The organism is Phyllobacterium endophyticum, assembly GCF_003010935.1.
Lineage (GTDB): Bacteria > Pseudomonadota > Alphaproteobacteria > Rhizobiales > Rhizobiaceae > Phyllobacterium > Phyllobacterium endophyticum.
On record NZ_PGGN01000003.1, the window covers coordinates 456,185 to 478,346 of the forward strand.

23 protein-coding genes and 1 pseudogene are annotated in these 22,162 nt (G+C 55.7%); 12 read left to right on the plus strand and 12 right to left on the minus strand.

The genetic code is table 11. The features are described from left to right. The first annotated feature begins 3 nt into the window (after window positions 1-3). From CU100_RS16400 to CU100_RS16425, 6 genes are all read left to right on the plus strand, one after another. A complete protein-coding gene (locus CU100_RS16400) occupies window positions 4-879 on the plus strand; it encodes an SMP-30/gluconolactonase/LRE family protein (protein WP_106717650.1) in 876 nt (291 codons plus the stop codon). Between the two features lie 131 nt (window positions 880-1,010). Then, window positions 1,011-1,514 carry a YciE/YciF ferroxidase family protein gene (locus CU100_RS16405; RefSeq protein WP_106717651.1) on the plus strand — a complete coding sequence of 168 codons (504 nt, stop codon included), beginning with the start codon at window positions 1,011-1,013 and terminating at the stop codon, window positions 1,512-1,514. Window positions 1,515-1,731: 217 nt separating this feature from the next. Continuing rightward, window positions 1,732-2,577 (plus strand): transporter substrate-binding domain-containing protein, encoded by an 846-nt coding sequence (locus CU100_RS16410; protein WP_106717652.1) that lies wholly within the window; start codon window positions 1,732-1,734, stop codon window positions 2,575-2,577. A 69-nt stretch (window positions 2,578-2,646) separates the two neighbouring features. Next, complete coding sequence (locus CU100_RS16415) at window positions 2,647-3,309, plus strand: amino acid ABC transporter permease (RefSeq protein ID WP_106717653.1); 663 nt, start codon at window positions 2,647-2,649, stop codon at window positions 3,307-3,309. A gap of 4 nt (window positions 3,310-3,313) precedes the next feature. Beyond that, window positions 3,314-3,976, plus strand: a complete 663-nt coding sequence (locus CU100_RS16420; RefSeq protein ID WP_106717654.1) for an amino acid ABC transporter permease — start codon at window positions 3,314-3,316, stop codon at window positions 3,974-3,976. 11 nt (window positions 3,977-3,987) lie between these two features. Next, on the plus strand, window positions 3,988-4,758 hold the full coding sequence (locus tag CU100_RS16425) for an amino acid ABC transporter ATP-binding protein (RefSeq protein ID WP_106717655.1): 771 nt from the start codon (window positions 3,988-3,990) through the stop codon (window positions 4,756-4,758). Here the strand turns inward: CU100_RS16425 and CU100_RS16430 are convergent. Beyond that, entirely contained in the window at window positions 4,751-5,140 is a 390-nt protein-coding gene (locus CU100_RS16430) for a DoxX family protein (RefSeq protein WP_106717656.1), read from the minus strand. The two genes, CU100_RS16425 and CU100_RS16430, sit on opposite strands and share 8 nt — an antisense overlap. A 52-nt stretch (window positions 5,141-5,192) precedes the next feature. Continuing rightward, window positions 5,193-5,534, minus strand: a complete 342-nt coding sequence (locus CU100_RS16435; RefSeq protein WP_106717657.1) for a hypothetical protein — start codon at window positions 5,532-5,534, stop codon at window positions 5,193-5,195. 211 nt (window positions 5,535-5,745) lie between these two features. On the opposite strand from CU100_RS16435, the gene CU100_RS27720 reads away from it, so the two are divergent. The 6 genes and pseudogenes from CU100_RS27720 to CU100_RS16465 all read left to right on the plus strand — a co-directional run bounded on the left by CU100_RS27720 (window position 5,746) and on the right by CU100_RS16465 (window position 12,303). Beyond that, window positions 5,746-5,958, plus strand: coding sequence for a hypothetical protein (locus CU100_RS27720; protein ID WP_407070345.1), 213 nt, complete (start codon window positions 5,746-5,748; stop codon window positions 5,956-5,958). Then, window positions 5,955-6,932, plus strand: a complete 978-nt coding sequence (locus CU100_RS16445; RefSeq protein ID WP_106717659.1) for a D-alanine--D-alanine ligase family protein — start codon at window positions 5,955-5,957, stop codon at window positions 6,930-6,932. Before CU100_RS27720 ends, CU100_RS16445 begins: the two co-directional genes overlap by 4 nt. Window positions 6,933-7,050: 118 nt before the next feature. Further along, complete coding sequence (locus tag CU100_RS16450) at window positions 7,051-8,895, plus strand: adenylate/guanylate cyclase domain-containing protein (RefSeq protein WP_106717660.1); 1,845 nt, start codon at window positions 7,051-7,053, stop codon at window positions 8,893-8,895. A 196-nt stretch (window positions 8,896-9,091) separates the two neighbouring features. Continuing rightward, a complete protein-coding gene (locus tag CU100_RS16455; RefSeq protein ID WP_146141860.1) occupies window positions 9,092-9,799 on the plus strand; it encodes a tetratricopeptide repeat protein in 708 nt (235 codons plus the stop codon). Window positions 9,800-10,319: 520 nt separating this feature from the next. Next, window positions 10,320-11,489, plus strand: a complete 1,170-nt coding sequence (locus tag CU100_RS16460) for a zinc-dependent alcohol dehydrogenase (protein ID WP_106717662.1) — start codon at window positions 10,320-10,322, stop codon at window positions 11,487-11,489. A gap of 14 nt (window positions 11,490-11,503) precedes the next feature. After that, window positions 11,504-12,303, plus strand: a pseudogene (locus tag CU100_RS16465) (SDR family NAD(P)-dependent oxidoreductase). Window positions 12,304-12,320: 17 nt separating this feature from the next. On the opposite strand, the gene CU100_RS16470 reads toward CU100_RS16465, so the two are convergent. The 10 genes from CU100_RS16470 to CU100_RS16515 form a co-directional block, all read right to left on the minus strand. Further along, window positions 12,321-13,235: a cytochrome c oxidase assembly protein gene (locus CU100_RS16470; RefSeq protein WP_106717663.1), complete on the minus strand. Its 915-nt coding sequence runs from the start codon at window positions 13,233-13,235 to the stop codon at window positions 12,321-12,323. Next, a complete protein-coding gene (locus CU100_RS16475; RefSeq protein WP_106717664.1) occupies window positions 13,232-13,552 on the minus strand; it encodes a hypothetical protein in 321 nt (106 codons plus the stop codon). Before CU100_RS16475 ends, CU100_RS16470 begins: the two co-directional genes overlap by 4 nt. Beyond that, complete coding sequence (locus CU100_RS16480; RefSeq protein WP_106717665.1) at window positions 13,549-14,157, minus strand: cytochrome c oxidase subunit 3; 609 nt, start codon at window positions 14,155-14,157, stop codon at window positions 13,549-13,551. The genes CU100_RS16475 and CU100_RS16480 overlap by 4 nt, the downstream gene beginning before the upstream one ends. Next, on the minus strand, window positions 14,154-16,073 hold the full coding sequence (gene ctaD / locus CU100_RS16485) for a cytochrome c oxidase subunit I (RefSeq protein ID WP_106717666.1): 1,920 nt from the start codon (window positions 16,071-16,073) through the stop codon (window positions 14,154-14,156). Before ctaD ends, CU100_RS16480 begins: the two co-directional genes overlap by 4 nt. After that, window positions 16,070-17,080: a cytochrome c oxidase subunit II gene (gene coxB / locus CU100_RS16490; protein ID WP_106717667.1), complete on the minus strand. Its 1,011-nt coding sequence runs from the start codon at window positions 17,078-17,080 to the stop codon at window positions 16,070-16,072. The genes ctaD and coxB overlap by 4 nt, the downstream gene beginning before the upstream one ends. Beyond that, window positions 17,077-17,586, minus strand: a complete 510-nt coding sequence (locus CU100_RS16495; protein ID WP_245419066.1) for a c-type cytochrome — start codon at window positions 17,584-17,586, stop codon at window positions 17,077-17,079. The genes coxB and CU100_RS16495 overlap by 4 nt, the downstream gene beginning before the upstream one ends. Window positions 17,587-17,608: 22 nt before the next feature. Further along, the gene (locus tag CU100_RS16500) at window positions 17,609-18,430 is read right to left on the minus strand and encodes a quinoprotein dehydrogenase-associated putative ABC transporter substrate-binding protein (RefSeq protein WP_106717669.1); all 822 of its coding nucleotides are present in this window, start codon (window positions 18,428-18,430) and stop codon (window positions 17,609-17,611) included. After that, complete coding sequence (locus CU100_RS16505; protein ID WP_106718012.1) at window positions 18,411-20,219, minus strand: methanol/ethanol family PQQ-dependent dehydrogenase; 1,809 nt, start codon at window positions 20,217-20,219, stop codon at window positions 18,411-18,413. The genes CU100_RS16500 and CU100_RS16505 overlap by 20 nt, the downstream gene beginning before the upstream one ends. Window positions 20,220-20,341: 122 nt before the next feature. Then, window positions 20,342-21,106, minus strand: a complete 765-nt coding sequence (locus tag CU100_RS16510; protein ID WP_106717670.1) for a TIGR04290 family methyltransferase — start codon at window positions 21,104-21,106, stop codon at window positions 20,342-20,344. Window positions 21,107-21,108: 2 nt separating this feature from the next. Continuing rightward, window positions 21,109-22,149, minus strand: coding sequence for a UDP-glucuronic acid decarboxylase family protein (locus CU100_RS16515; protein WP_106717671.1), 1,041 nt, complete (start codon window positions 22,147-22,149; stop codon window positions 21,109-21,111). Window positions 22,150-22,162 lie beyond the last annotated feature (13 nt).

The following is a 22,162-nucleotide window of genomic DNA, read 5'->3' on the forward strand; positions in this document are numbered from 1 at the left end:
ATAGTGAACCAGCCAGAAATCAGCGTATTTCATGACGAGCCGATCCAACTTGGCGAGGGCCCGGGCTACGATCCTCTGACACAAACGGTCTGGTGGTTCGATATCGTGACCGGACGCCTGTTTGAGAAGCCACTGTCAGGCGGCGAGGCGAAGATCCACGCTCTCGGGCAAATGGCGAGCGCCCTTGCCATTATTGATGCCGAACGGCAACTGGTCGCCACCGAAACCGGCCTGTTCATCCGCCATCAGCGGACCGGCCACACGACCATGCGTCAGCCTGTCGAAGCTGATAATCCCGCCACCCGCTCCAATGACGCGCGTGTGCATCCCTCCGGTGCCTTCTGGATCGGAACAATGGGCAAGAAAGGCGAGGTGGGCGCCGGCTCCATCTATTGGTACAGGGAGGGGACCTTACGCAAGCTTTTCGACGGGATATCGATACCAAACTCGATCTGTTTTGCGCCGGACGGTCGCACCGCCTATTACGCCGACACGAAAACAAACACCATTTGGCGTGTCGACACAGCTCCGGACACTGGCCTTCCTGCTGGGGAACCCGCCTTATTCTACCAGCATCGCGAGAAAGGTGGCGTTGATGGGTCGGTGGTCGACGCCCAAGGATATTTGTGGAATGCCTGCTGGGGAGGTTCCTGCATCAATGTCTTCTCGCCCCAAGGCTCGCGCGTGCGATCGATCGAGATGCCAATCCTTCAGCCCTCCTGTCCTGCCTTTGTCAGCGAAGGTAGTGCAAATATCATCGTCACGACGGCCTATCACGAGATGACGGAGCTTGTGCATCGATCCGATCCGGACGCGGGAAAGACCTATCTGGTGGAAATCGAGGGCAGGGGACGCTTCGACCCGCCCGTCCGCCTGTAGTATTGCCGGCAAGGAACCATTGCCCCGGCTCGTCGTTACTTTCCTGTAAAAACCAGGCCGAAGAGCTACTCTTTTGTGCGGAAGCCGCGAGGCTGCCGGAGGAGAGTTCGTGCGCCGAACAGGAGGACGAAATGGGATTTTTTTCCAAGGATATTAAGACAATGGACGATCTCTTCGTCCATACGTTGCGAGACATCTACTACGCAGAAAATCAGATTGTGAAGGCCCTTCCCGAAATGATCGACAAGGCATCCGATCAGGAATTGAGGAATGGGTTCGAAAAACACCTGCAGGAAACCGAGGTCCAGATTGAGCGTCTGGAGCAGGTCTTCAAGCTGCACGGCGTGAACGTGGCTGGCGTTAATTGCCCAGCCATCGATGGCATCCTTGAGGAAGCCGACGAGGTCTCGGGCGAGGTTGACGACGATCAGGTGCTCGATGCTGCCCTCATCGCCGCCGGGCAAGCGGTCGAACATTACGAGATTACAAGATACGGTACCCTCGTCGCATGGGCAAAGCAGCTCGGACGCAATGACTGCGCTGCGCTACTGGAACAAAATCTTCAGGAAGAGTTGAAGACAGACAAGGCCCTCACGGCTTTGGCCGAGAGCCACGTCAACGCCGCCGCTGCCTAAGTGGTGCGTCATTCAAAAGCCCGCATCCTCGTGGTGCGGGCTTCCTTTTTATGGCGGTCCATTGCCTCGCAGTAACCACGCAGGCCTCATATCCCTTGGTCAGAATTGCGCTTGACAAGTTGCACAGGCTGTCATTCTATTGGAAATCCATTATTAAGTAGTGTATTCCATAATAACGGATAACAATAACATTCGCTAGACGAATAGGGGAACGAAGATGATCAATCGACTGCGTGTTGCGGCCGCTGTAGCCGCATTCGCGATGTTGCCGTCCATTACGGCATTCGCACAGGAAACCAAAAGCAAACTCGATGAGGTTCTGGCTCGAGGCCATCTTGTTCTCGGCACGGGCAGTACCAATGCGCCATGGCACTTCAAGAGTGCAGACGACAAGCTTCAGGGCTTCGATGTCGATATGGGCCGCATTATTGCCAAGGCGCTGTTCAATGACCCGGAAAAGATCGAATTCGTCAATCAATCTTCCGATGCACGCATTCCGAACATCACGACGGACAAGGTCGACCTCACCTGCCAGTTCATGACAGTGACCGGCGAACGGGCACAGCAGATTGCGTTCACCATTCCCTACTATAGGGAAGGCGTAGGACTCATGCTCAAGGCAGACAGCAAATACGCGGACTATGCTGCGCTGAAGGGTGCCGGGTCGTCGGTCACTATTTCTGTATTGCAGAACGTTTATGCCGAAAGCATGGTTCATGCAGCGCTGCCGGATGCCAAGGTCGATCAATACGAATCCGTAGACCTCATCTATCAGGCTCTCGAATCCGGTCGCGCTGATGCGGCGGCGACCGATCAGTCGTCGCTCGCCTGGTACATGACTCAGAACCAGGGCCGCTACAAGGATGCCGGCTACGGCTGGAACCCGCAAACCTATGCCTGCGGCGTCAAGCGTGGCGATCAGGATTGGCTGAACTTCGTCAACACGACACTGCACGAGGCAATGACCGGAGTCGAATTCGACTTCTATGCAAAATCGTTCAAGACCTGGTTCGGCAAGGACCTGACACCTCCGCAAATCGGCTTTCCTGTCGAATACAAGTGACGATCGCGCGCTGCGGCTTCAGGATGTCTTGAAGCCGCACCCTTTCTTGCACCGGATCAACGTGCCATCATGGGTTACACACTCAATTTTGCCGCAGTATGGCGGAGCTTCGATCTTTTGCTGGAGGGGTTGGCACTCAGCCTTGCGCTGGCCTTTGCCGCAATTCTGATAGGCGCAGTGATAGGCTTGTTCACGGCGTTCTGCCTGATCTCGAAACATGGCCTTGCGCGCCGTCCCGCTGGAATTTACGTGACGATCATCCGCAACACGCCAATCCTGGTGTTGGTTTTGTTCACCTATTTTGCGCTGCCGCAGCTCGGCTTCCGGCTCGGCAAGATCGAAAGCTTCGTCTTCACGCTCGCACTCTATTCCGGTGCATACCTCGCCGAAGTCTTTCGGGCCGGTCTGCTATCGATTCCAGCCGGCTTACGTGAAGCGGGCCTCGCCATCGGACTGACTGAGATGCAGATCCGCACCTCGATCATAGCGCCGCTCATGTTCCGCAATGTTCTGCCGTCGCTGAGCAGTACGATAATTTCACTGTTCAAGGATACTTCGCTTGCCGCGGCAATCGCCGTCCCCGAACTGACCTTCGAGGCGCGCAAGATCAATGTCGAAACTTTTCGCGTCATTGAAACCTGGATCGTCGCCAGCTGCCTCTACGTCGTAACCTGTTCGATCCTCGCCGCCCTGATGCGTGCTGTCGAACGCCGCCTGTCATTGCCGAGGTGATGTGATGGATATTGCTCATTTCCTCGAAATCCTGTGGCTCGCGCGCATACCGATCCTCAAAGGTTTGGGTATGACCATCTCGATTTCGCTGCTGGCAATTTGCGTCGGTACCGTGCTCGGCGTCTTCGTTGGATTGGCCTTGACCTATGGCGCGCGGCCGCTGCGCTGGATCGTTCGCATCTATACGGATTTCATACGCGGTACGCCTGTACTCGTGCTTGTCCTCGCCAGCTATTATGTACTTGGCACGATCGGGCTCGATCTCAATCCATTTCAGGCCGGCATATTGGCGCTCGCTGTATTTTGCAGTTCTCATGTCGGCGAAATCGTGCGTGGCGCCCTGCAATCGATCCCTCGCGGCCAGACAGAAGCCGCGAAGGCGATCGGCCTTACATTCCCGCAAACCTTTGCCTACGTGCTGGGTCCCCAGGCATTGCGCCAGGTGTTACCTGCCTGGGTCAACACCGCCGCCGAAATGGTCAAGGCATCGACCCTGCTCTCGATTATCGGAGTAGCGGAGTTGCTGTTGCGTACCCAGGAAATCATTTCCCGCTCGTTCCTCAGCCTCGAATTCTATTTCTTCGCCGGCTTTCTCTATTTTATCATCAACTACGCCATCGAGCGTTTTGGCCGCTACGTCGAACGCAAGACCGCGGTTCCATCCTGAGGCGACATACGATGACAGGCAATCTTCTCGAAATCCGCGACCTGCATAAAAGCTACGGCGATGTCGAGGTGCTGAAAGGTGTCGATTGCACGATGGTGCAGGGCGATGTCATCAGCATCATTGGCTCGAGTGGTTCCGGCAAGACAACGATGCTGCGCTGTATCAATATGCTCGAGGAATTTCAGGGCGGGTCGATCCGCATCGACGGCCAGGAGATTGGCTACGAGACAGTTGGCGGTCAGCGCCGCCGCAAGAGCGAAAAGGAGATTGCCCGCCAGAGAGCTTTGACCGGCATGGCGTTTCAGCAGTTCAATCTGTTTCCGCATATGAGCGCTGCCCGCAATGTCATGTTGGGCTTGATGAAGGTCAAGAAGCTGAGCAAGGAGGAGGCGCGCTCCATCGCGGAGAAATGGCTCGATCGGGTCGGCCTTCGGGCGCGCGCCGATCATTTTCCTGGCCAGCTTTCCGGCGGTCAGCAGCAGCGCGTGGCGATCGCACGGGCCATCGCGATGAACCCCAAGCTCATGCTGTTCGATGAGGTAACATCCGCGCTGGATCCGGAACTCGTCAATGAAGTATTGCAAGTCATCAAGACGCTCGCCCAGGAGGGAATGAGCATGCTGCTCGTCACCCACGAGATGCGCTTTGCCTACGAGGTGTCGAACCGCGTCATCTTCATGAACCAGGGCCGGATCGGTGAAGAGGGAAACCCGCGTGAAATGTTTCATAAGCCGAGGACCGAACGACTCTCCGAATTTCTGAAGACGTCAAGCTTCAACTAGGTGCGCCTGCGCCGTTCATCGATCGAAAGTGCACCCGGGCCGAGCGCAGCCAGCGCCAGAAATCCACAATGGCAATGTTCTTGTTGAAGTTTATGAGCTGTTCCACGTTTGCGAAGTCCGTATGGAAGAGCAACGCAGTGAGCAGACAAAAGCCCGCGAGCGCGAGCGCGGCGTAACGGGCCATGAACCCCAATGTGACAAGGATCCCACCACCCAGTTCAGTCATGATGACGAGAGGCAGGAGGGAGGCAGGGACGCCGTTGGCGTCCATATATGCTGCAGTTCCTTCGTAGCGGAAAAGTTTTTCCCACCCCTCCACGACGAAAATATATGCGAGAAACAGCCTCGCCAGCAATGCAAGTGGTGCCTGAAACTTTTCCATCAGAGCTCCGCCGGAGAATGGACCAAACAAACAGACACCTGCAATCGCGCAATCAAAACTGGATCAGCAATCGGACAGTGTCGATGGCTATGGCAATAAACACGCCTGACCCTGTGATGATCACGCCATTGAGGAACAGCCGGCTCGCCTTGTCATAGACGACTTTCTTCAACGACGACGTTTGCAGGAGGAGAGATAAAGAACGCAGTTGGAAGACGATGCCTATCGCAATGACAACCAGTGTAGGCAGGTCAGCAAGCCTCCACGGTATGGGATTGCTCGCCCACTGCGTCAGAAACCCGAGCGAGAATGACAACACCACGCCAACGACGGTGATCGTGCCGTTGCGAAAGAGCGTCTCTATCATGTGTTCGTCGTCATCACCGGGATTCATTCTAACCTCCACACCATGACTATCCACTGTTTCAAGCGACAATCAATGTTTCTGATGAATGGGGGTCAGCGCCATATTCGACATGTTCCATAATGCTTGTTATGCCACATCTGCTGCAGCCGGGGGCACATTCTATTTTCAATTGCGACACGTACAAAACCCTCTTTGTTTTCAGGAGGATGGAATGCCCCGCACTTTTACGCAATTGACGATGGGTGAACGCCGCATTGTTGCACAGATGCTGCAAGGCAAGGCATGTTTGGCGCAGGTTGCCGTCGCTCTTGGCGGTCACCGCTCAACGATCCACCGCGGGATCAAACGCAACTGGTGGCACGGATCAAACCTTATCTGTGATAGACGGTTCGATGGTAGGTTACGAAATGCGTCGGGAAATGTGAGACTGCGAAGGCGGGCCCAAAGATGAATATTGGAATTACATTCGATCTTAAGGACGACTATGCGAAGGACGGATATACCGAGGAAGAGATCGCCGAGTTCGACAGGCCAGAGACCATCGAGGCAATCGAATACGCGTTGCACTCGCTAGGTCACTCCACGCAACGAATCGGCACCTCTCGCGCTCTTGCAATGCGTTTGAGCAAAGGCGATCGTTGGGACCTCGTTTTCAACAGTGCTGAAGGAATGTACGGTTTCGGCCGCCAAGCGTTGGCACCTGCCCTTCTGGACGCCTATGAGGTTCCTTATATTTTTGCCGATCCGCTTTGTCTTGCTGTCACATTGCATAAGGCGACGGCGAAGCGGATCGTTCGTGACAGTGGCATCCGAACACCCGATTTCGCAGTTGTCGAAACTATTGCTGATGTCGAAAAGATCGTCCTGCCATTCCCCCTGTTCGTAAAACCCGTTGCCGAGGGTACCAGCAAGGGTATCTCCGCGGCGGCGAAAATCCACGATCGGAGAGAATTGCAGTCGCGCTGCGAAATGCTGCTCTCCCGCTACAGACAACCGGTGCTCGTCGAAATCTATTTGCCCGGGCGCGAGTTCACGGTGGGTGTTCTAGGTACCGGGTCGGCTGCTTATGTACTCGGGACCATGGAGATAATCCTCAAGGATGGGCCGGATCCTGGAATATACTCGTACGATAACAAGAAGCATTTCGACGAGCGCGTCGCGCCTCGTTTGGTCGATGACGCAACGAGCAGAGCCGCCGCCGGCATAGCGCTCGCGGCATGGAAGTGTCTGGGAGCGCGCGATGGTGGCCGGATCGACGTTCGTTGCGATGACGCCGGGGAAGTCAATTTTATAGAAGCAAATCCGCTTGCAGGCATGCATCCCAGAGATTCGGATCTCCCGCTCATCGCCCGGATGACCGGCGTGTCTTACGCCTCGCTGATCGAGAGGATTGTGGCTTCGGCCTCAACACGTTTTTCTCGGTAGCTTTTTTGCGTTTTTTGCTTGCCAAGTCGGACACATCACTACGGCTTAAGCCAGACTGGCTACAGCCGTAAGTCACCCGTGCCTGCCCAAACATGGTATACAGGTGGGGGGAAGGATCATGCTGCAACGCAGGCTTGTCACGATTTTGGCCGCTGACGCGGTCGAGTACAGCCGTCTCGTCGGGCACGACGAGGAAGGTGCTCTCGCGCTGTTCAAAGATTGTGCAGCAATCATCCATGATCGTGTTCAAGCCCACAATGGTCGGGTATTTGGCGGCGCTGGTGATAGCGTGATTGCGGCATTCCACAGTCCAGTCGAAGCCATGCGTTGCGCTATAGAAATCCAAAATGGAATAATGCAACTGGACGAGAAACTGTCCAAGGACTGGCGAATGCTTTTCCGTGTTGGCCTAAACTTGGGTGATGCTGTTGTTGAGCAGGACAATCTGCTTGGCGACGCAGTGAATGTCGCGGCGCGTCTGGAAGGGATGTCCGAGCCTGGTGGAATTTGCGTATCAGGCAGTCTTTACGAGCAGGTGAAACACTTGCCCAACCTTGGTTTTCAGGACCTTGGGTCTAAAAGGCTGAAAAACATCCCGATTCCTGTACACGTATATTCGATCAAGGGAGTGAGTTCCGCGCGCTCGCGCCAGCGCTACCCCAAGTGGGGCTTGCCGATAGCAATTGTGACGCTTCTTGCTGTTCTTGCTGTTCCTGTTTTGTGGAAGTACAAATCACATTTAACCTTCAAAAGCGAAGCCGGATTGCAGGTCCTGTCTCCTTCGCAGCCTTCGATCGCGGTCTTGCCGCTTGACAATCTCACCGGAGACCCAACGCAAGAGTACTTCAGCGATGGCATCACAAATGACATCACTAGTGATCTTTCCAAGTTTTCCGGTCTCATGGTGATTGCCAACAACTCAGCGGCAACATTCAAGGGCAAGCCGACCAAAGTCCAGGACATAGGCAAGGCGCTGAGGGTGCGTTACGTCCTGGAAGGCACGGTGCAAAAGACTCCGGACCGACTCAGGATCAACGCCCAGCTTATCGATGCCGAGACTGGCTATCACTTGTGGGCAAATCGCTATGACCAAACTTTAGGGGACACGTTTAGCGTACAGGAGGATATCACCAAAAATATCGTCACGGCGCTGGCGGTTAAGATTACCAACGCCGAAGAACAGCGGTCCAATGCGAAGCTTACTTCCAGCATGAGCGCCTACGATTACTATCTCCAGGGTAAGGCGATTTGGGCCGATTCAAGCAAAGTCACGCCTGAGGGGAATGCCGAGGCGCGCCAACTATTTCAAAAGGCTATTGAATTGGATCCCAAGTATTCAGCAGCCTACGCGGAACTGTCATATGTTAATGTCAGGGCGGCCCAGAACGGCTGGACCGATGACAGTAAAGCTTCACTCCAACAAGCCGAAGACCTTGCGAATAAAGCGCTTTCCTTGAGCGACAATTTCAGCGGCCATTGGTATCTGGCGATTATTGCATGGAATAAAGGCGATTTCGACAAGAGTTACCGGGAATACGAACGGGCACGTCAAATAAATCCGAACGATCCGGACCTCGCTGCCGATATGGCTGAGGCGCTGGTTTACGGTGGTGAGCCTGAAAAGGCCATCGAGCAGATCGAAGCAGCCAAGCGTCGCAACCCATTTTATGACTATTGGTACGATTGGAACGAAGGCAGGGCCAGGTATATGGCCGGCCAGTATCAGGAGGCGATCGACGCCATAGGCAGAATAAACTCGCCTCCGAACGACGTTCGGCTGATCACTGCGGCCAGCAAGGCACAGCTGGGGGACATCCCCGCAGCCAAATCCATAATGGCTGAGTTCAGCAAAATTGATCCAGACTGGTCGATCGCGAAATCGGCTGCATATTTTTATCGGAAGGATAGGGACCGGCAGCACTGGCTGGATGGTTTACGGAAAGCCGGATTGAAGGAGCTGTAAAGCCAAACGCGAACCCTTTCTTAATCGGGCGGAAATTTGAACAGCCTCGAGGAATGAGTGGTGATCTCATCATTCACAACAAAGAACAACAAAGGGGATAAACATGACTAGTGAAAAAGCCAAGGAGAATAGCCGCCTTGCTAGACAGCAGCCGTTGACTCCAGCGGGAAACGAAGAGGCAAAACGGCTCTTCAGGTTGGCGATCGACGAAGATATCGATTATATGCCCGCCTATGCTGAGTTTTCCTACGTGTGGTTGCGGGAGTGTGAGAATGGCTGGGGCGAAAGTTCAAACGCACTTGGGGAGGCGGAGCGGCTAGCCGATAAAGCCGTCGAATTGAGCAAGGATGAGACCAAAGGGTGGCTCAATGATTTCAGAGCCCTCTGGTATCGCGCGATGGTGACTTGGCATCAGAATGATTTTGCTAAAAGCCTCCAAGAATACAACGATGCCCGCGCACTGATCAGCAATCCTGAGTGGATTAACAAGAACACAGCCGAACTTGACGCCGATATGGCGGAGGCATTGATCTACTTTGGCGATCCAAAGCGGGCAATTCAGCTTGTCCTCGATGCCATGGAACTCTATCCCGAGCACCCCTATTGGTTCCATTGGATCTTGGCGCGGGGATATTACCAGGCTGGGCGTTACCAAGACGCCGTCGACGAAATCGAAAAAATTGAAGCCGACAAAAAGCCCAACGACGTTCGCCTGATAGTGGCTGCAAGCTTGGCTCAGATTGCAACCACCGACTCGATGTTGAATGAGGCAAAAGCGCTCATGAAGGAGTTTAGCGACATCGAGCCGACCTGGACACTCGCAAAGTCAGCAGCCTATCCCTATGACAGCGCTTCTGAACGGTACCACTGGATCGACGGACTTCGCAAGGCAGGACTACAGTAGAACTGAGGTTCCAAACCTCTGGGACCGCCCATCGCGAGCTACTGGAGGGAATCGCGCTGATACTGGCGACCTGGTCCTGTGGTAGAGCGTTGACACCATAAAATCGGAAACTCTGTCCTTCAGCAGGGTAGCGTAACCCGCCCGTTGGTCCCCAATACAGGAAAGATGAGGGACTGCCGATGCAGCCCAAGTTCATCAATTTTATATTCGGTTGCTCTGTTCACCATCGTACCGTCGTTGAACGTACTATTAACTCTACCACCAGGGGTGTCGCACCAACAATGATGCCAATGGAGATGAGGCGCCGCTTAAACGGCAAGACCGCGTCGACACCAACAGGCAAGACCTAGCCTGAGGCCGCCGGCCTCGTCCACACGTCTCCGTTATTTTGCTGAAATTCATTTCCCGAGCAGGCGAACCGGCAAAGCTGGAACAATATGACGCTCCGAAGGTTTGACCGGCAATTGCACCCATCACCCGTGCACACGCCCCGCAATCGATCGAGCAAGGAGAGAGCACCATGAAAGCATTGACCTGGCACGGGAAAGGCGACATGCGCTGCGAGAGCGTTCCCGATCCAAAGATTGAACATGCCCGCGATGCCATCATCAAGGTAACGGCCTGTGCGATCTGCGGATCCGATCTGCATATCTTTGATGGTATCATCCCGTCGATGGAACATGGAGATATCCTCGGCCATGAGACCATGGGCGAAGTGGTCGAGGTTGGCTCCGAGAACAAGACTTTGAAAATCGGTGATCGTGTCGTCGTGCCCTTCACGATTGCATGCGGCGAGTGCTTCTTTTGCAAGCGAGGGTATTTCTCCGGGTGCGAACGCTCCAACCCCAATAAGGAAAAAGCAGCAAAGCTCTGGGGAAACTCACCGGCGGGACTGTTCGGATATTCGCACCTTCTGGGGGGCTACAGCGGCGGCCAGGCCGAATATTTGCGCGTACCATATGCGGACTCCGGACCGATAGTGGTTCCGGAAGGCCTTTCCGACGAGCAGGTCCTGTTTCTCTCTGACATATTTCCCACCGGCTATATGGCAGCGGAGTTCTGCGACATACAGGGCGGCGATACAATTGCCATCTGGGGCTGCGGTCCCGTTGGCCAGATGGCAATTCGCAGCGCCTTCTTGCTCGGCGCCGAACGGGTCATCGCTATCGACACTGTACCAGAACGTCTCGCGCTGGCGCGGGAAGGAGGAGCAGAGACGCTCGATTTCCGCGAAGACGACATCTACGACCGCATCATGGATTTGACAGAGGGTAGAGGCGCCGATGCCTGTATCGATGCCGTAGGAACGGAGCCCGCCACTATGGCGAGCTTCGACTCTGTCGTTGACCGCATCAAGGTAGCCACCTTCATGGGAACGGACAGGCCGCACGTTCTTCGCCAGGCAATCCATTGCTGCCGCAATTTCGGAACGGTCTCGGTAGTGGGCGTGTATGGTGGCTTTCTGGACAAGATTCCAATGGGGTCGGCCATAAACCGTGGCCTCACTTTCCGGATGGCCCAAACCCCGGTGCAGCGTTACCTGCCCCTTCTCATGAAACGTATCCAAGAAGGTGAGATCGACCCGTCATTCGTCATCACCCACCGCGCCGGACTCGAAGACGGGCCCGACCTCTACAAGACGTTCCGCGATAAAAAGGACGGCTGCATCAAGGTCGTCCTTCAACCCTGACCGGAGGATCAAAGATGGCAACCCAACCGCGTCCCCTCGCCGTCGTCACCGGCGCATCATCCGGTATAGGGCTGGAACTGGCCAGGATCGCCGCGCAGGAAGGCTATGACCTGATCGTCGTAGCCGATGAGCCACAAATTGAAGATGCTGCGATGGAACTGCGCGCCCATGGCACGAATGTCGATGCGCGGCAAGCTGATCTGTCCAGCCTGCAGAACGTCGAGAATTTCTACCGGTTCATCGCAGCAACTGGCCGCCCTGTCGATATCCTTCTGGCTAATGCGGGCCGCGGGCTCGGCAGAGCGTTTCTGGATCAAAATCTTGAGGAAGCGCTGCACGTGGTTGACACCAACATCACTGGGACGATCGCTTTAATCCACATGATCGGCAACGATATGCGCGCGCGCGGTGAAGGACGTATCCTGATCACCGGGTCGATTGCCGGCTTCATTCCTGGCACGTATCAGGCTGTCTATAACGGCACGAAGGCTTTTCTCAACAGCTTTTCCTTCGCGCTTCGCGAGGAGCTGGAGGACACAGGAGTGAGCGTCAGTTGCCTCATGCCAGGCCCAACGGAAACACGCTTTTTTGAACGCGCCCATATGCTGGATACTGCGGTTGGGCAGGCGAAAAGGACGATCCTGCCGCGGTCGCACGACAAGGATTTGACTCGATGATGGACAATGAAGGAGATGTCGTGACCGGTTGGAAGAACAAATTTCAAACGGCAATTGCAAACTTTACCCCTTCGGGGATGCTGGCGGGGCAGCATGCCAAGACAGCGGCACCCGGATCGGCAAAGGATGCTCGATAAAGGGTGCCACCTCTGCGTCACGGCAGCCATTCTGGCTTTCTGATCATTGTATCTACCCGGATTGTGGCTGAGGTCCTCGATATCCAGAGCGCGGCGCAAACCAACGCTGCCCCGGCGTAGACGAGACCCGACGGTATCCACATCACAAGGCCTGCCAATTGCTGATCTTCGAGCGGCCCAAGTCCCCAGGCCGCGCCGCCTGCACTTTGCAGTGGATACAAGATGCGCGGAGAGAGAAAGAAAATAAGGCCGAGGAGACTCGTGTGTCCTGCGGTAGCAAATAGATGACCAATCGACTGTCCGTAAACGCTGCGAGCCGCCGGCGCGGCAAACAATGACCACCAGAACAACAATGCAGTAAACAGGAAGCTTGCATGCTGCAGCCAGTGAAGCGGTTCATTGACGAGAGCAGCATCGAAGAAAGCGGGCAAGTGCCATAGCCATATCGCGATCCCGTGCAACGCCGTTGCAACTAGCGGAATGGTCAGAAGATGCCAAGTGTGCACCCACCAGCTGCTCTTGAACAACAATCCTATTCGCCGCCGCGCCGGCTGCGGCAACGTCCACAGGAGAGGACCCAAGGGTTTCGCGACGACCATCAACGGTGCCGCAACAACCATGACAAGCTCATGCTCGATCATATGCGCTGTGAACACATTCCGGGAGGCTTCATGCAATGGCGAAACCAAGGCAGTGGCGAGCACGAGCCAACCCGCAGAAAAGCATGCCACTTGAGTGAGACTTGCGCCATGGAAGCGCCCTGCCCGGAGCCAAAGCCGCGCCACTCCGGCATAATATAGAGCGGCAGTGATCAGCAATGGTAGCGTTACAGTTGCATCAAACGTCCAGCCGAACACGGTTGCGCCGGCGAAGCATCGGCTTGTATCGATGTAGGTGCCATAGGCGCCAAGCCAGTCTGTAACTGCGTTCATAGTTCGCAGCCCTCGAATATGAAAGCCGCCGCCATCTGCAGGAGTATGACGATGGCAAACAACCCACCTGCGGCGGACGCGATAGTGGCCATGAAATAACGTGGACCTTTCACATCGAAAGCCCCTCGCGAGCTCCATGAAGCACCAGCGCCCGCCACGGCGATCAATACGCCGGCAACTGTAGTCGCCAGCGCGTAAAAACTTCCATTGCCGCACTCCGCGGATATGAGTGCATAAGCGGTCTGAAATGTGGCGCCCCAAGCCAGCGGACCGGCGACAAGGCCGGTGTAAAACAGGTTTCGACGCAGTGCTTTCATGTTTGCCACCGCGGAAAAACATAGATCACGAAATAGATTACCACCCAGGAGGCAACGACGAAGTCCCAGTAGAAGGCATTGTCGGAAACATCGCTGAAGCGCCGGCCCGACTTGCCATGGCGTGTGAACATAAGGACCATCAATACGAGCGTGTCGCCCACGTCAGTCAACAGATGAAAAGTGTGCAGCCCGAGGAGCAGCCAGAGGATGGAACCATAAGCGTTTTCATCCCAGGAAAGGCCAAGCGCCGGAAATTCGTAGATGCGCACGATCAGCGGCATGATGCCCGCGATCGACATGATAGTGAGGCCGATCTGGGTCTTGCCTAAATCCTCCTTCTTGGCCCAACTCTCTACCAGGTGGTTTGGAACGACGCTGACAAGCAGCATGACCAGGACAATCGTACCGGGCCAGATGTTCGGAGGCGGGGCGGAGATCGGCCATCCCTGAGCGATGAACGCAAGGTAAAAATATGTGCCGATCGCCAGCGCAAATCCGGTAGCCTCCAGCGAGATGAAGGCCAATGTGCCCCACCACATCGGACTTTCCGTGCCAAACCCGTAGGTAGGCAGGTCTCGCAGGTTGAGAACCAGGCGCTGTTTCATTCCTCATCCTCCGGATTGCCTTTTGGCCAGAACCATCCGATCAACCCTATTGCAATCGGAATGCCGCCCCATACGACTGCCCAAGGCGTGAAAATCGAACCTATGAACGTGGCTCCCACCGCGAGAGCACTCAGGAATGGCCAAATCGAATTGTCTACCGACGGCTCGCGTAGCTGAGGAGCAGCATCCGCAACTGTTCCGGAGACAAGTTCTCTTGCGTCCACCCTCAGGCCGGAAACAACATCCAGGAACTGGCGCTGCGCCCACAGCGGTTCGCGGTGAGAGACAACTGGAATGCGTGAGAAATTATAGCTTCGCGGTGGGGAAGAGGTTGCCCATTCCAGCGTCGGGGCGTCCCACGGATTGTCCCCAGCCGCCGCGCCGCTTTTCAAGCTTTTGACGGCGTTCCAGGCGAACAGGATGAGTCCGGCCACAAGAAGCGATGAGGACAGACTGACGAAAAGGTTGGTCCCCGCCCATCCGGTTTCTGGCATATAGGTATAGACGCGGCGCGGCATGCCTTGCAGACCCAATATATGCATGGGAAAGAACGTTGCGTTGAAGCCGATGAAAATAAGCGCGAAACTCCATAGGCCGAGCTGCTCGCCCATCATTCTGCCTGTAACTTTGGGGTACCAGTAGTGGACGGCACCCAGGAGGGGAAAGACGGCTCCGCCCACGAGAACGTAGTGAAAATGGGCAACTACGAAATAGGTGTCGTGGACCTGAAGATCGAGCGGTACCGATGCCACCATCACGCCCGTCAAACCGCCCAGGACAAATGTAACGATGAATCCGAGCACAAAAAGCATGGGCGTTTTGAAAATCGGGCGCCCGCCCCAAATGGTGGCTATCCAGCAAAAGATCTGCAATCCGCTCGGTATGGCTATTGCCATGGACGAGGCCGTAAAGAAACTTTCTCCCAGTTGCGGAAGTCCCGTTGCGAACATGTGGTGAACCCACAAGCCGAACGACAAGAAGCCAATCGAGATTAGCGCCAGGACAATCGCCAGATGTCCGAACATCGGGCGGCGGACGAATGTCGGGATGATTGCCGAGACGAAACCGGTGGCCGGAATGAAGATAATGTAAACCTCGGGATGGCCAAAGAACCAGAAGAGGTGCTGCCACAACAGGGCGTCGCCTCCTTCGGCCGGGTTGAAGAAATGCGTGCCAACCAGCCTGTCCAGGATCAACATCGTGCTCGCAATCATGACCGCTGGCATGGCAAACAAGATGACAAAGGAGGTGACAAGCATCGACCATACGAAGATCGGTATCCGGTCGAGACTCATTCCCGGCGCACGCTGCTTGAAAATCGTGGCGATTATTTCAACTGCCACGGCGAGACCCGCTACCTCGGTGAATGTCACCATCTGCGCCCAGAAATCGCTGCGCTTGCCGACACCGAATTCCGGTCCGGCCAAGGGAACGTAAGAGAACCAGCCAGCGTCGGCGCCCGTGTTCAGGGCGAAGGCAACCCACAGCATGATCCCGCCCGAGAGATAGACCCAATAACTGAAGGCATTGAGGCGCGGGAACGCGATGTTGCGCGTCCCGATCATCAACGGGACCAGGTAAACGCCGAAAGCTTCCATAATCGGCACCGCGAACAGAAACATCATCGTTGTGCCATGCATCGTAAAAAGCTGATTATAGAGGTCAGGCCCAACAAGCTGGTTTTCTGGAACAGCAAGCTGCAAGCGCATGGCGACCGCTGCAAGACCTGCCAGCAGGAAGAAGATGAACGCGGTGACGATATAGCGACGCCCAATCGCCTTATGATCGACCGTCGCAAGCCAGCCATACAATCCCTTTGGTGTTTCCCACGTCTTTTTCAGCAACCGGTCAAGCGTTGCATCATCGAGCTCCGTGTCACGCAGGCCTGAGGTAACTGGAGGGGACGTGTCCTTCATTTCAGGCTTCCGACATAGGCGACCACCGCGTCGAGCTCGCGTTCGTCGAGATCAGCCTTGGGCATTTTTGTGCCCGGTTTTATGGCTTGGGGATCGGATATCCAGCGTGCGAGATCTGTCATTGTCATGCGCAATGTGCCCGCCGCCAGCGTCTGACGACTGGCCACATGCGTCAAATCCGGCGCGACGCGTCCACCGGCATCTGTGCCACGCACCGTGTGGCAGAGACCGCAGCCACGCGACAGGAACACGTCACGCCCCTGCTGCTGTTCCAGCGCTGCGGGTATCGCGGCCTGAGCCAGTTGTTCCCGGCGCCATTCATCGAATGCCGGGCGCGGTTCAGCAACGATGGTGAAACCCATATGCGCATGTTGGAAACCGCAGAACTCTGCACATTGTCCCCGATAAACGCCGGGTTTCTCCGCTATGAAAGTCAGTTCGTTATGCTGTCCCGGGATAAGATCGCGCTTGCCGAAAAGACTGGGCACCCAAATACTGTGGATGACATCGCCCGCATCGAGCTTGATTTTCACTGCTTCACCGACAGGAACGTGCAGTTCATTGGCTGTGTAAATGGTGCGGTCCGGACGGGTGTCCTCGTATTCCACGTCCCACCACCACTGATATCCCGTCACATGAATGGTGACTGTCTCCGTTCCAGTGATATCGGCAATAGTCTTGCCGGCCAGATAGCTCGAGAGGGTCAGCACAGCCAGAATTGCGACCGTAAGTGCGACAAAGCTTCCGACGATCCAGTTGGCCTTGCCATCGAATTCTGCGGCGGATTGCAAGGGCGAACCGGCGGCCGGGGTCGGCCTTTTCAGTGCCGCGTAAGCCAGCGCAGCCACTACTGCAACCCAGATGACCATGCAAACCCACATGAACAGATGCAGCAATCCAGCGATGGAACCGGCGCTTTGTCCTTGAGGTTCCAGAACAGCATAGGGCGCGCACCCCGCCAAGAACACAGCTGCCAGCAGCAAAGCCTTTCCACGAAGCCTTGTCATGGGCCTTTGCCGTTGAATGGAGAGGGGGTTGGTGCGCGATTTTCCGCTGGCGCCGCGTTCAAATCATCGTTGCGAGATGGCGCAACATCCTTGGCGACGAAGCCGCCTACGGACCGAACATAGGCTGCCAGCTGCCAGACCTCTTTCTCGGGGACCAGCCCTTTGAAGGACGGCATTCCATTCGGACGGCCTTCCTTGATCGTCGCGACAATGTTCTCGATCGATGACCCGTAAAACCACTTATCATCCATGAGCGCGGGGCCGATGCCGCCTCCCCCGTTGAAGTGACAGCCACTGCAATTAAACCATTGAAACAGACGCTTTCCTTCGGCAACGTCGAAGGCGGTCTCTTCATATTTGCTTCTTGCTGGTGCTGGATTGTTACCATCGCCCGGATGCAGCACAGATTGCTCGATGCCAGCAGCAGGCTTTTCGGGTACGCTTCCGGTAAGGTCCCGTTCTTCTCGCTGGCACGAAGCGGGGGCGACCAAGAGTGCCAACAGCATTATTGCTCTCATCATGGCAGCGTCACTTTTCTGCCCCCGGTATATCGCTACGAGGAACACCGTAGGCAGCCAGAACTGCATCGATATCCTTTCGGCGTTTCGCCATTGCTGCGTCGATATCCGAGCGAAGTCCCGCGTCCTCGCGGCGGACTCCCATGGCAATATCGAAGACCATTGGCAGCATGGGTAGATCTATCTGCGGAGTGACTGGCATCACCTCGAGTTTTACGTTGTCGAGTAATGCGAAATATCCGGCCGTGGGTCCCCACACGACCGCAATATCGATGTCCCCACGATCGAGCGCGGAGATGACCTCACGACCAGGCGCTGCATCCGCGTAATTGCCGTAGACGGGATAGCCACGCATGTTCTTCGCAAGTCCCCGGCGCGCAAGAGCATGTGCGGGCGGCGTGTTACTGCCGTCGTCGCCAACAAGCTGAACTCCAATACGTTTGCTGTGCAATAGCGGATCGTCCAGGGAAGAGATGTGCAGATTGTCGCTACGCCGTGTCACAAACACATAGGTCGAACGGTAGTAAGGCTTTGTCGTCGACAGCATGCCCATGGACGCCGCCGTGCCTGGCACGATGTCACAGCGCCTCGCCTGCAGAGTTTCGCGAACAAAGCCACGCCTCTGCGCCCACCATACGTAAGTGACTTCCGCGTTTAGTTCATCGGCCAGGATTCGAATGATCCTGTTTTCGAACCCGTTCTCATCCTTGTTGGAAAAAGGCAGATTGTTTGGATCAGCGCAAACTCTCAATTCGCGAGTGTCGGCGGCAACCGTGAATACCGCTGATATCAAGGCAGTAAATACAAGTAGTCTATGGGAGGCGGAAAACATAAAGCATGCCTCCCTTGGTCGTCGCAGTTGGCAAATCCTGCATCGCCCCGACAAAACCCAATGCAGCTGTGCGGTCGCGCGTATCCAGCTCGTTGGCAACGACCACGCCTGCCCAGCCCCCTACGCCTGACAAAATTGCCACATATTGATGACCGTCAGGACCGCGATACGTTGTCGGCTGACCAATAATCCCGGAACCGGTTTTATATTGCCAGAGGAGTTCCCCCGTTTGGGCGTCCAGAGCCTTGAACCAGCCTTCCATGTTCCCGTAGAAAACAACATTCCCTGCCGTAGCGAGCGTACCGCTCCACACCGGAAAGCGTTCATTGATCGTCCAGACTTCCTTACCGGCACTGATGTCCCATGCGGTGTACTCTCCGCGGTGACCATCGCCAGGACCCGCCTTCATGGCGACATTGGCACCAACGAACGGAGTTCCCGCAATGTAGTTCGGTTCGATGCCTTCAAAGTCCATGCACAGGTTATTATGCGGAATGTATAAGTAGCCTGTTTTTGGCGAGTAGGCGGTCGGGTTCCAATCCTTCGCTCCGGGCGCAGCCGGACAGATATCCCGCACCACTTTTCCCGTCTCTGGTTCCTTGTCGGGGCTCATCTGCAGCCGCCCCGTTTTCAGATCGACAGCGGTTGAGCTATTGACGGCAGCAAACGGCGTCGCCGACAGGACTTCCCCGGTTATACGGTCCATCACATAGACATATCCGTTGCGCTCGGCACGCACGAGAACCTTGCGGGGCTTCCCCTGCCAGTTCAGATCCAGGAGGATTTGTTCGTTCACGCCGTCGTGGTCATAGAGGTCATGCGGGCTCCACTGATAGAACCAGCGCGCGGCGCCGGTATCGGCGTCCCTGGCAAAAATACCGGCCGTCCATTTATTATCGCCAGGCCGAGCGTCAGGATTCCAGGGTCCGGGATTGCCGGTTCCATAGTAGATCGCATTGAATTCAGGATCATAGGAGATCCAGCCCCAAACATTCCCGCCGCCGTGTTGCCATGCATCGGGTGGCCAGCTTGTCACCCCGAGATCCTGGCCTTGATCCATCGAATAGAACGGTCGAAACTCGGGCCCTATGAGCACATCCTTGTCAGGGCCAGTGCTCCAGGCCTTCCAGAGTGTCTTGCCGCTCGTGGCGTCGAGTGCCTGCAGCCATCCCCGAACCCCAAACTCTCCCCCGGAATTACCAACATAGACTTTGCCCTTTGCGAAAAGCGGCGCCATCGTCATCGTCTCGCCGATGTTGATGTCGCCAAGCTTTACGTTCCATATCTCCTGTCCAGTCTCCGCATCGACAGCAATCGTGTGACCGTCGAGCGTATTGAAGTAGATCCGACCATCTCCTGACACGGGCCCCCTGTTGACAGTATCGCAACAGGCCACCCCTTGAGCGGAGGCTTCGGTCTTGGGTTCATACTTCCATTTTACCGGCGCGCCGGGCTTGGTGAGGTCAAGTGCATAAAGGATGTTTGGATACGGCGTAACGACGAAAAGGCTGTTGCCCACGACGATCGGCGCCGACTCCTGCCCACGATTGATCCCCATTGAAAATGTGAATGCCACCTGCAATTTGGAAGCATTGCCGCTATTGATCTCATCCAGTTCGCTAAAGCGGGTACTTGCATAATCTTTCGCCGGCATGACCCAATTGCCAACATCGGTCTGCGCTGCGGAAGTTGGAGAGCCGGACTGCTGAGCAGGAACGGGGGAATTGAACAAAAGAGCAAAAAGGAGTGGCACGAAACTTCGTCGATCGATGTAACGCGTCCAGATCATCTGCATTTTCTCCACGCCATTTCCAGCGCCAATGCTAAACTCCAGAAGAAGATCACTGTTCCCGCCAGGTGGTTCGCGCTATTCGCAGGCGCAGGTGTAATTATAGCGGTTCATGGTCCGGCCTAGGTTGCCGGGCTAATGATAGGGGGGCGCTCGGCAGCGTAGTGACGCTTGCCCCGGGTCAACAGATAGACCTCGCGTTCAGGATTTGACTCGATCACAAACCCTGCACTCCGGAGCATCGCCTCCACCGCCGCCTTGTTTGGTATGAACCAATTGGTTGGATCTCCAGCGTAGCGGTCCTCGATGAAGAAGAGTTTCGGATATTCTCGAACCTCGAATATGTCCCATTCGGAAAAATCGTAATCGTTCTGCAACAACGGTTTTTGAGCACTGCCGCGCTGCATACATTGGAAGAGCATCTGATCGCCGACAACGTGTTCATATAGTAGATCCAGCGCCAGCAATGGGTGGCGCAGGTGGTACAGCACGCCCATGAAGATCACGAGATCGAATTGTTCCCTTAGCTCTGCAACATCGTAGACGGACATCTGTCTGAATTCGATATCGTAACCTGTCTCCTGTGCCGCAAAGCGCGCCTGGCGGAGATAGTGCGGATCGGAATCGATCCCGACCACCCGTCCGGCATTCCGCCGCTTCATTTCCAGCGAGTAGAAGCCGGCATTGCAACCAATATCCAGAACACTGCGTCCTTCAAGATCGTCAGGAACGGCTTTTTCGAAACCTGCCCATTTGAATGACGGATAATCTCCGAGAAAATGGTCCGGAGCCGTCTCGACACCACGGATTCGCAAGTTGTGAAACCAGGGACCGAGTTCAGCAATGCGGCGCTTTAGGCCAGTCTGGTCTGCGGGTTGATGTGACATGATCAAATCCCCTGTGGAACGCCCGTTGCCCCGGCAACTTTCGGCACAGTCTTCGAACTTCGGGGGCTTGCTTGTTCCAGAAGTGTATTTTGAAACCACGCAATCGTGCGGGACAGACCCTCATCAAGAGAAACCTTGGGCTCCCAACCGAGAAGTTCACGCGCCCGGGCGATATCAGGACGGCGACGCTGGGGATCATCAGCCGGTAGCGGCTTGTTGACCACCTTCGAACGTGTCGGAAGCATCGAACGCACCATGTCGGCCAGTTCTGCAATAGTGAACTCGCCAGGGTTGCCTATGTTCACGGGTACAGCCGGATTGGGCTGGACATTCATCAGCCGGACCAAGCCATCGACCAGATCAGATACATAGCAGAACGAACGCGTTTGCGCACCGTCGCCATAAATTGTGAGCGGCTCATCGCGCAGTGCCTGAACAATGAGATTTGACACGATACGCCCGTCGTTCGGCTGCATGCGCGGCCCGTATGTATTGAATATTCGGACGACGCGCGCGTCCACATCTCCCGCACGCAAGCTGTCGAAGCACAAGGCCTCGGCCGCCCGCTTACCCTCGTCGTAGCAAGCACGCGGGCCCGTGCAGTTCACGTGGCCCCAATAGTCTTCGTTTTGCGGGTGTTCTTCCGGGTCCCCATAGACTTCGCTGGTGGATGCCTGCAGAAAGGATGCGTTGTTGCGCGCTGCCAATTTGAGCAGGTTGCCCGTCCCGCTAACGCTCGTCATCATGGTGTGGATTGGATCAGCCTGGTAGAGCGGCGGAGAGGCTGGACAAGCGAGATTGTAAATTTGATCCAGGTGATCGTTCAATTTCAGCGGATTGCAGATGTCATGCTTGATCATCGTAAAGTGGGGATGGTTCTGCAAGGGCGCGACATTGGCCGGCGAACTTGTCAGATAGCTGTCGACGCAGATCACCCGGTTGCCAGCCGCCAGGAGTTCGTCACACAAATGCGACCCCACGAACCCTGCTCCACCGGCTACGAGGATGGTTTTCCGTCTTCTGGCGTTTGAACTGTCCAGCATCAAACTCCTCCTT

Excerpts from the sequence above, each read along its gene's own strand:
- CU100_RS16405 (WP_106717651.1), top strand. The coding sequence starts at position 1,011 with ATGGGATTTTTTTCCAAGGATATTAAGACAATGGACGATCTCTTCGTC.
- CU100_RS16450 (WP_106717660.1), top strand. The coding sequence starts at position 7,051 with ATGCTGCAACGCAGGCTTGTCACGATTTTGGCCGCTGACGCGGTCGAG.
- CU100_RS16495 (WP_245419066.1), bottom strand. The coding sequence starts at position 17,586 with ATGCTGTTGGCACTCTTGGTCGCCCCCGCTTCGTGCCAGCGAGAAGAA.
- CU100_RS16500 (WP_106717669.1), bottom strand. The coding sequence starts at position 18,430 with ATGTTTTCCGCCTCCCATAGACTACTTGTATTTACTGCCTTGATATCA.
- CU100_RS16510 (WP_106717670.1), bottom strand. The coding sequence starts at position 21,106 with ATGTCACATCAACCCGCAGACCAGACTGGCCTAAAGCGCCGCATTGCT.
- CU100_RS16410 (WP_106717652.1), top strand. The coding sequence starts at position 1,732 with ATGATCAATCGACTGCGTGTTGCGGCCGCTGTAGCCGCATTCGCGATG.
- CU100_RS16430 (WP_106717656.1), bottom strand. The coding sequence starts at position 5,140 with ATGGAAAAGTTTCAGGCACCACTTGCATTGCTGGCGAGGCTGTTTCTC.
- CU100_RS16460 (WP_106717662.1), top strand. The coding sequence starts at position 10,320 with ATGAAAGCATTGACCTGGCACGGGAAAGGCGACATGCGCTGCGAGAGC.
- CU100_RS16480 (WP_106717665.1), bottom strand. The coding sequence starts at position 14,157 with ATGAAACAGCGCCTGGTTCTCAACCTGCGAGACCTGCCTACCTACGGG.
- CU100_RS16515 (WP_106717671.1), bottom strand. The coding sequence starts at position 22,149 with ATGCTGGACAGTTCAAACGCCAGAAGACGGAAAACCATCCTCGTAGCC.
- CU100_RS16475 (WP_106717664.1), bottom strand. The coding sequence starts at position 13,552 with ATGAAAGCACTGCGTCGAAACCTGTTTTACACCGGCCTTGTCGCCGGT.
- coxB (WP_106717667.1), bottom strand. The coding sequence starts at position 17,080 with ATGACAAGGCTTCGTGGAAAGGCTTTGCTGCTGGCAGCTGTGTTCTTG.
- ctaD (WP_106717666.1), bottom strand. The coding sequence starts at position 16,073 with ATGAAGGACACGTCCCCTCCAGTTACCTCAGGCCTGCGTGACACGGAG.
- CU100_RS16435 (WP_106717657.1), bottom strand. The coding sequence starts at position 5,534 with ATGAATCCCGGTGATGACGACGAACACATGATAGAGACGCTCTTTCGC.
- CU100_RS16445 (WP_106717659.1), top strand. The coding sequence starts at position 5,955 with ATGAATATTGGAATTACATTCGATCTTAAGGACGACTATGCGAAGGAC.
- CU100_RS27720 (WP_407070345.1), top strand. The coding sequence starts at position 5,746 with ATGGGTGAACGCCGCATTGTTGCACAGATGCTGCAAGGCAAGGCATGT.
- CU100_RS16470 (WP_106717663.1), bottom strand. The coding sequence starts at position 13,235 with ATGAACGCAGTTACAGACTGGCTTGGCGCCTATGGCACCTACATCGAT.
- CU100_RS16420 (WP_106717654.1), top strand. The coding sequence starts at position 3,314 with ATGGATATTGCTCATTTCCTCGAAATCCTGTGGCTCGCGCGCATACCG.
- CU100_RS16425 (WP_106717655.1), top strand. The coding sequence starts at position 3,988 with ATGACAGGCAATCTTCTCGAAATCCGCGACCTGCATAAAAGCTACGGC.
- CU100_RS16505 (WP_106718012.1), bottom strand. The coding sequence starts at position 20,219 with ATGATCTGGACGCGTTACATCGATCGACGAAGTTTCGTGCCACTCCTT.
- CU100_RS16415 (WP_106717653.1), top strand. The coding sequence starts at position 2,647 with ATGGGTTACACACTCAATTTTGCCGCAGTATGGCGGAGCTTCGATCTT.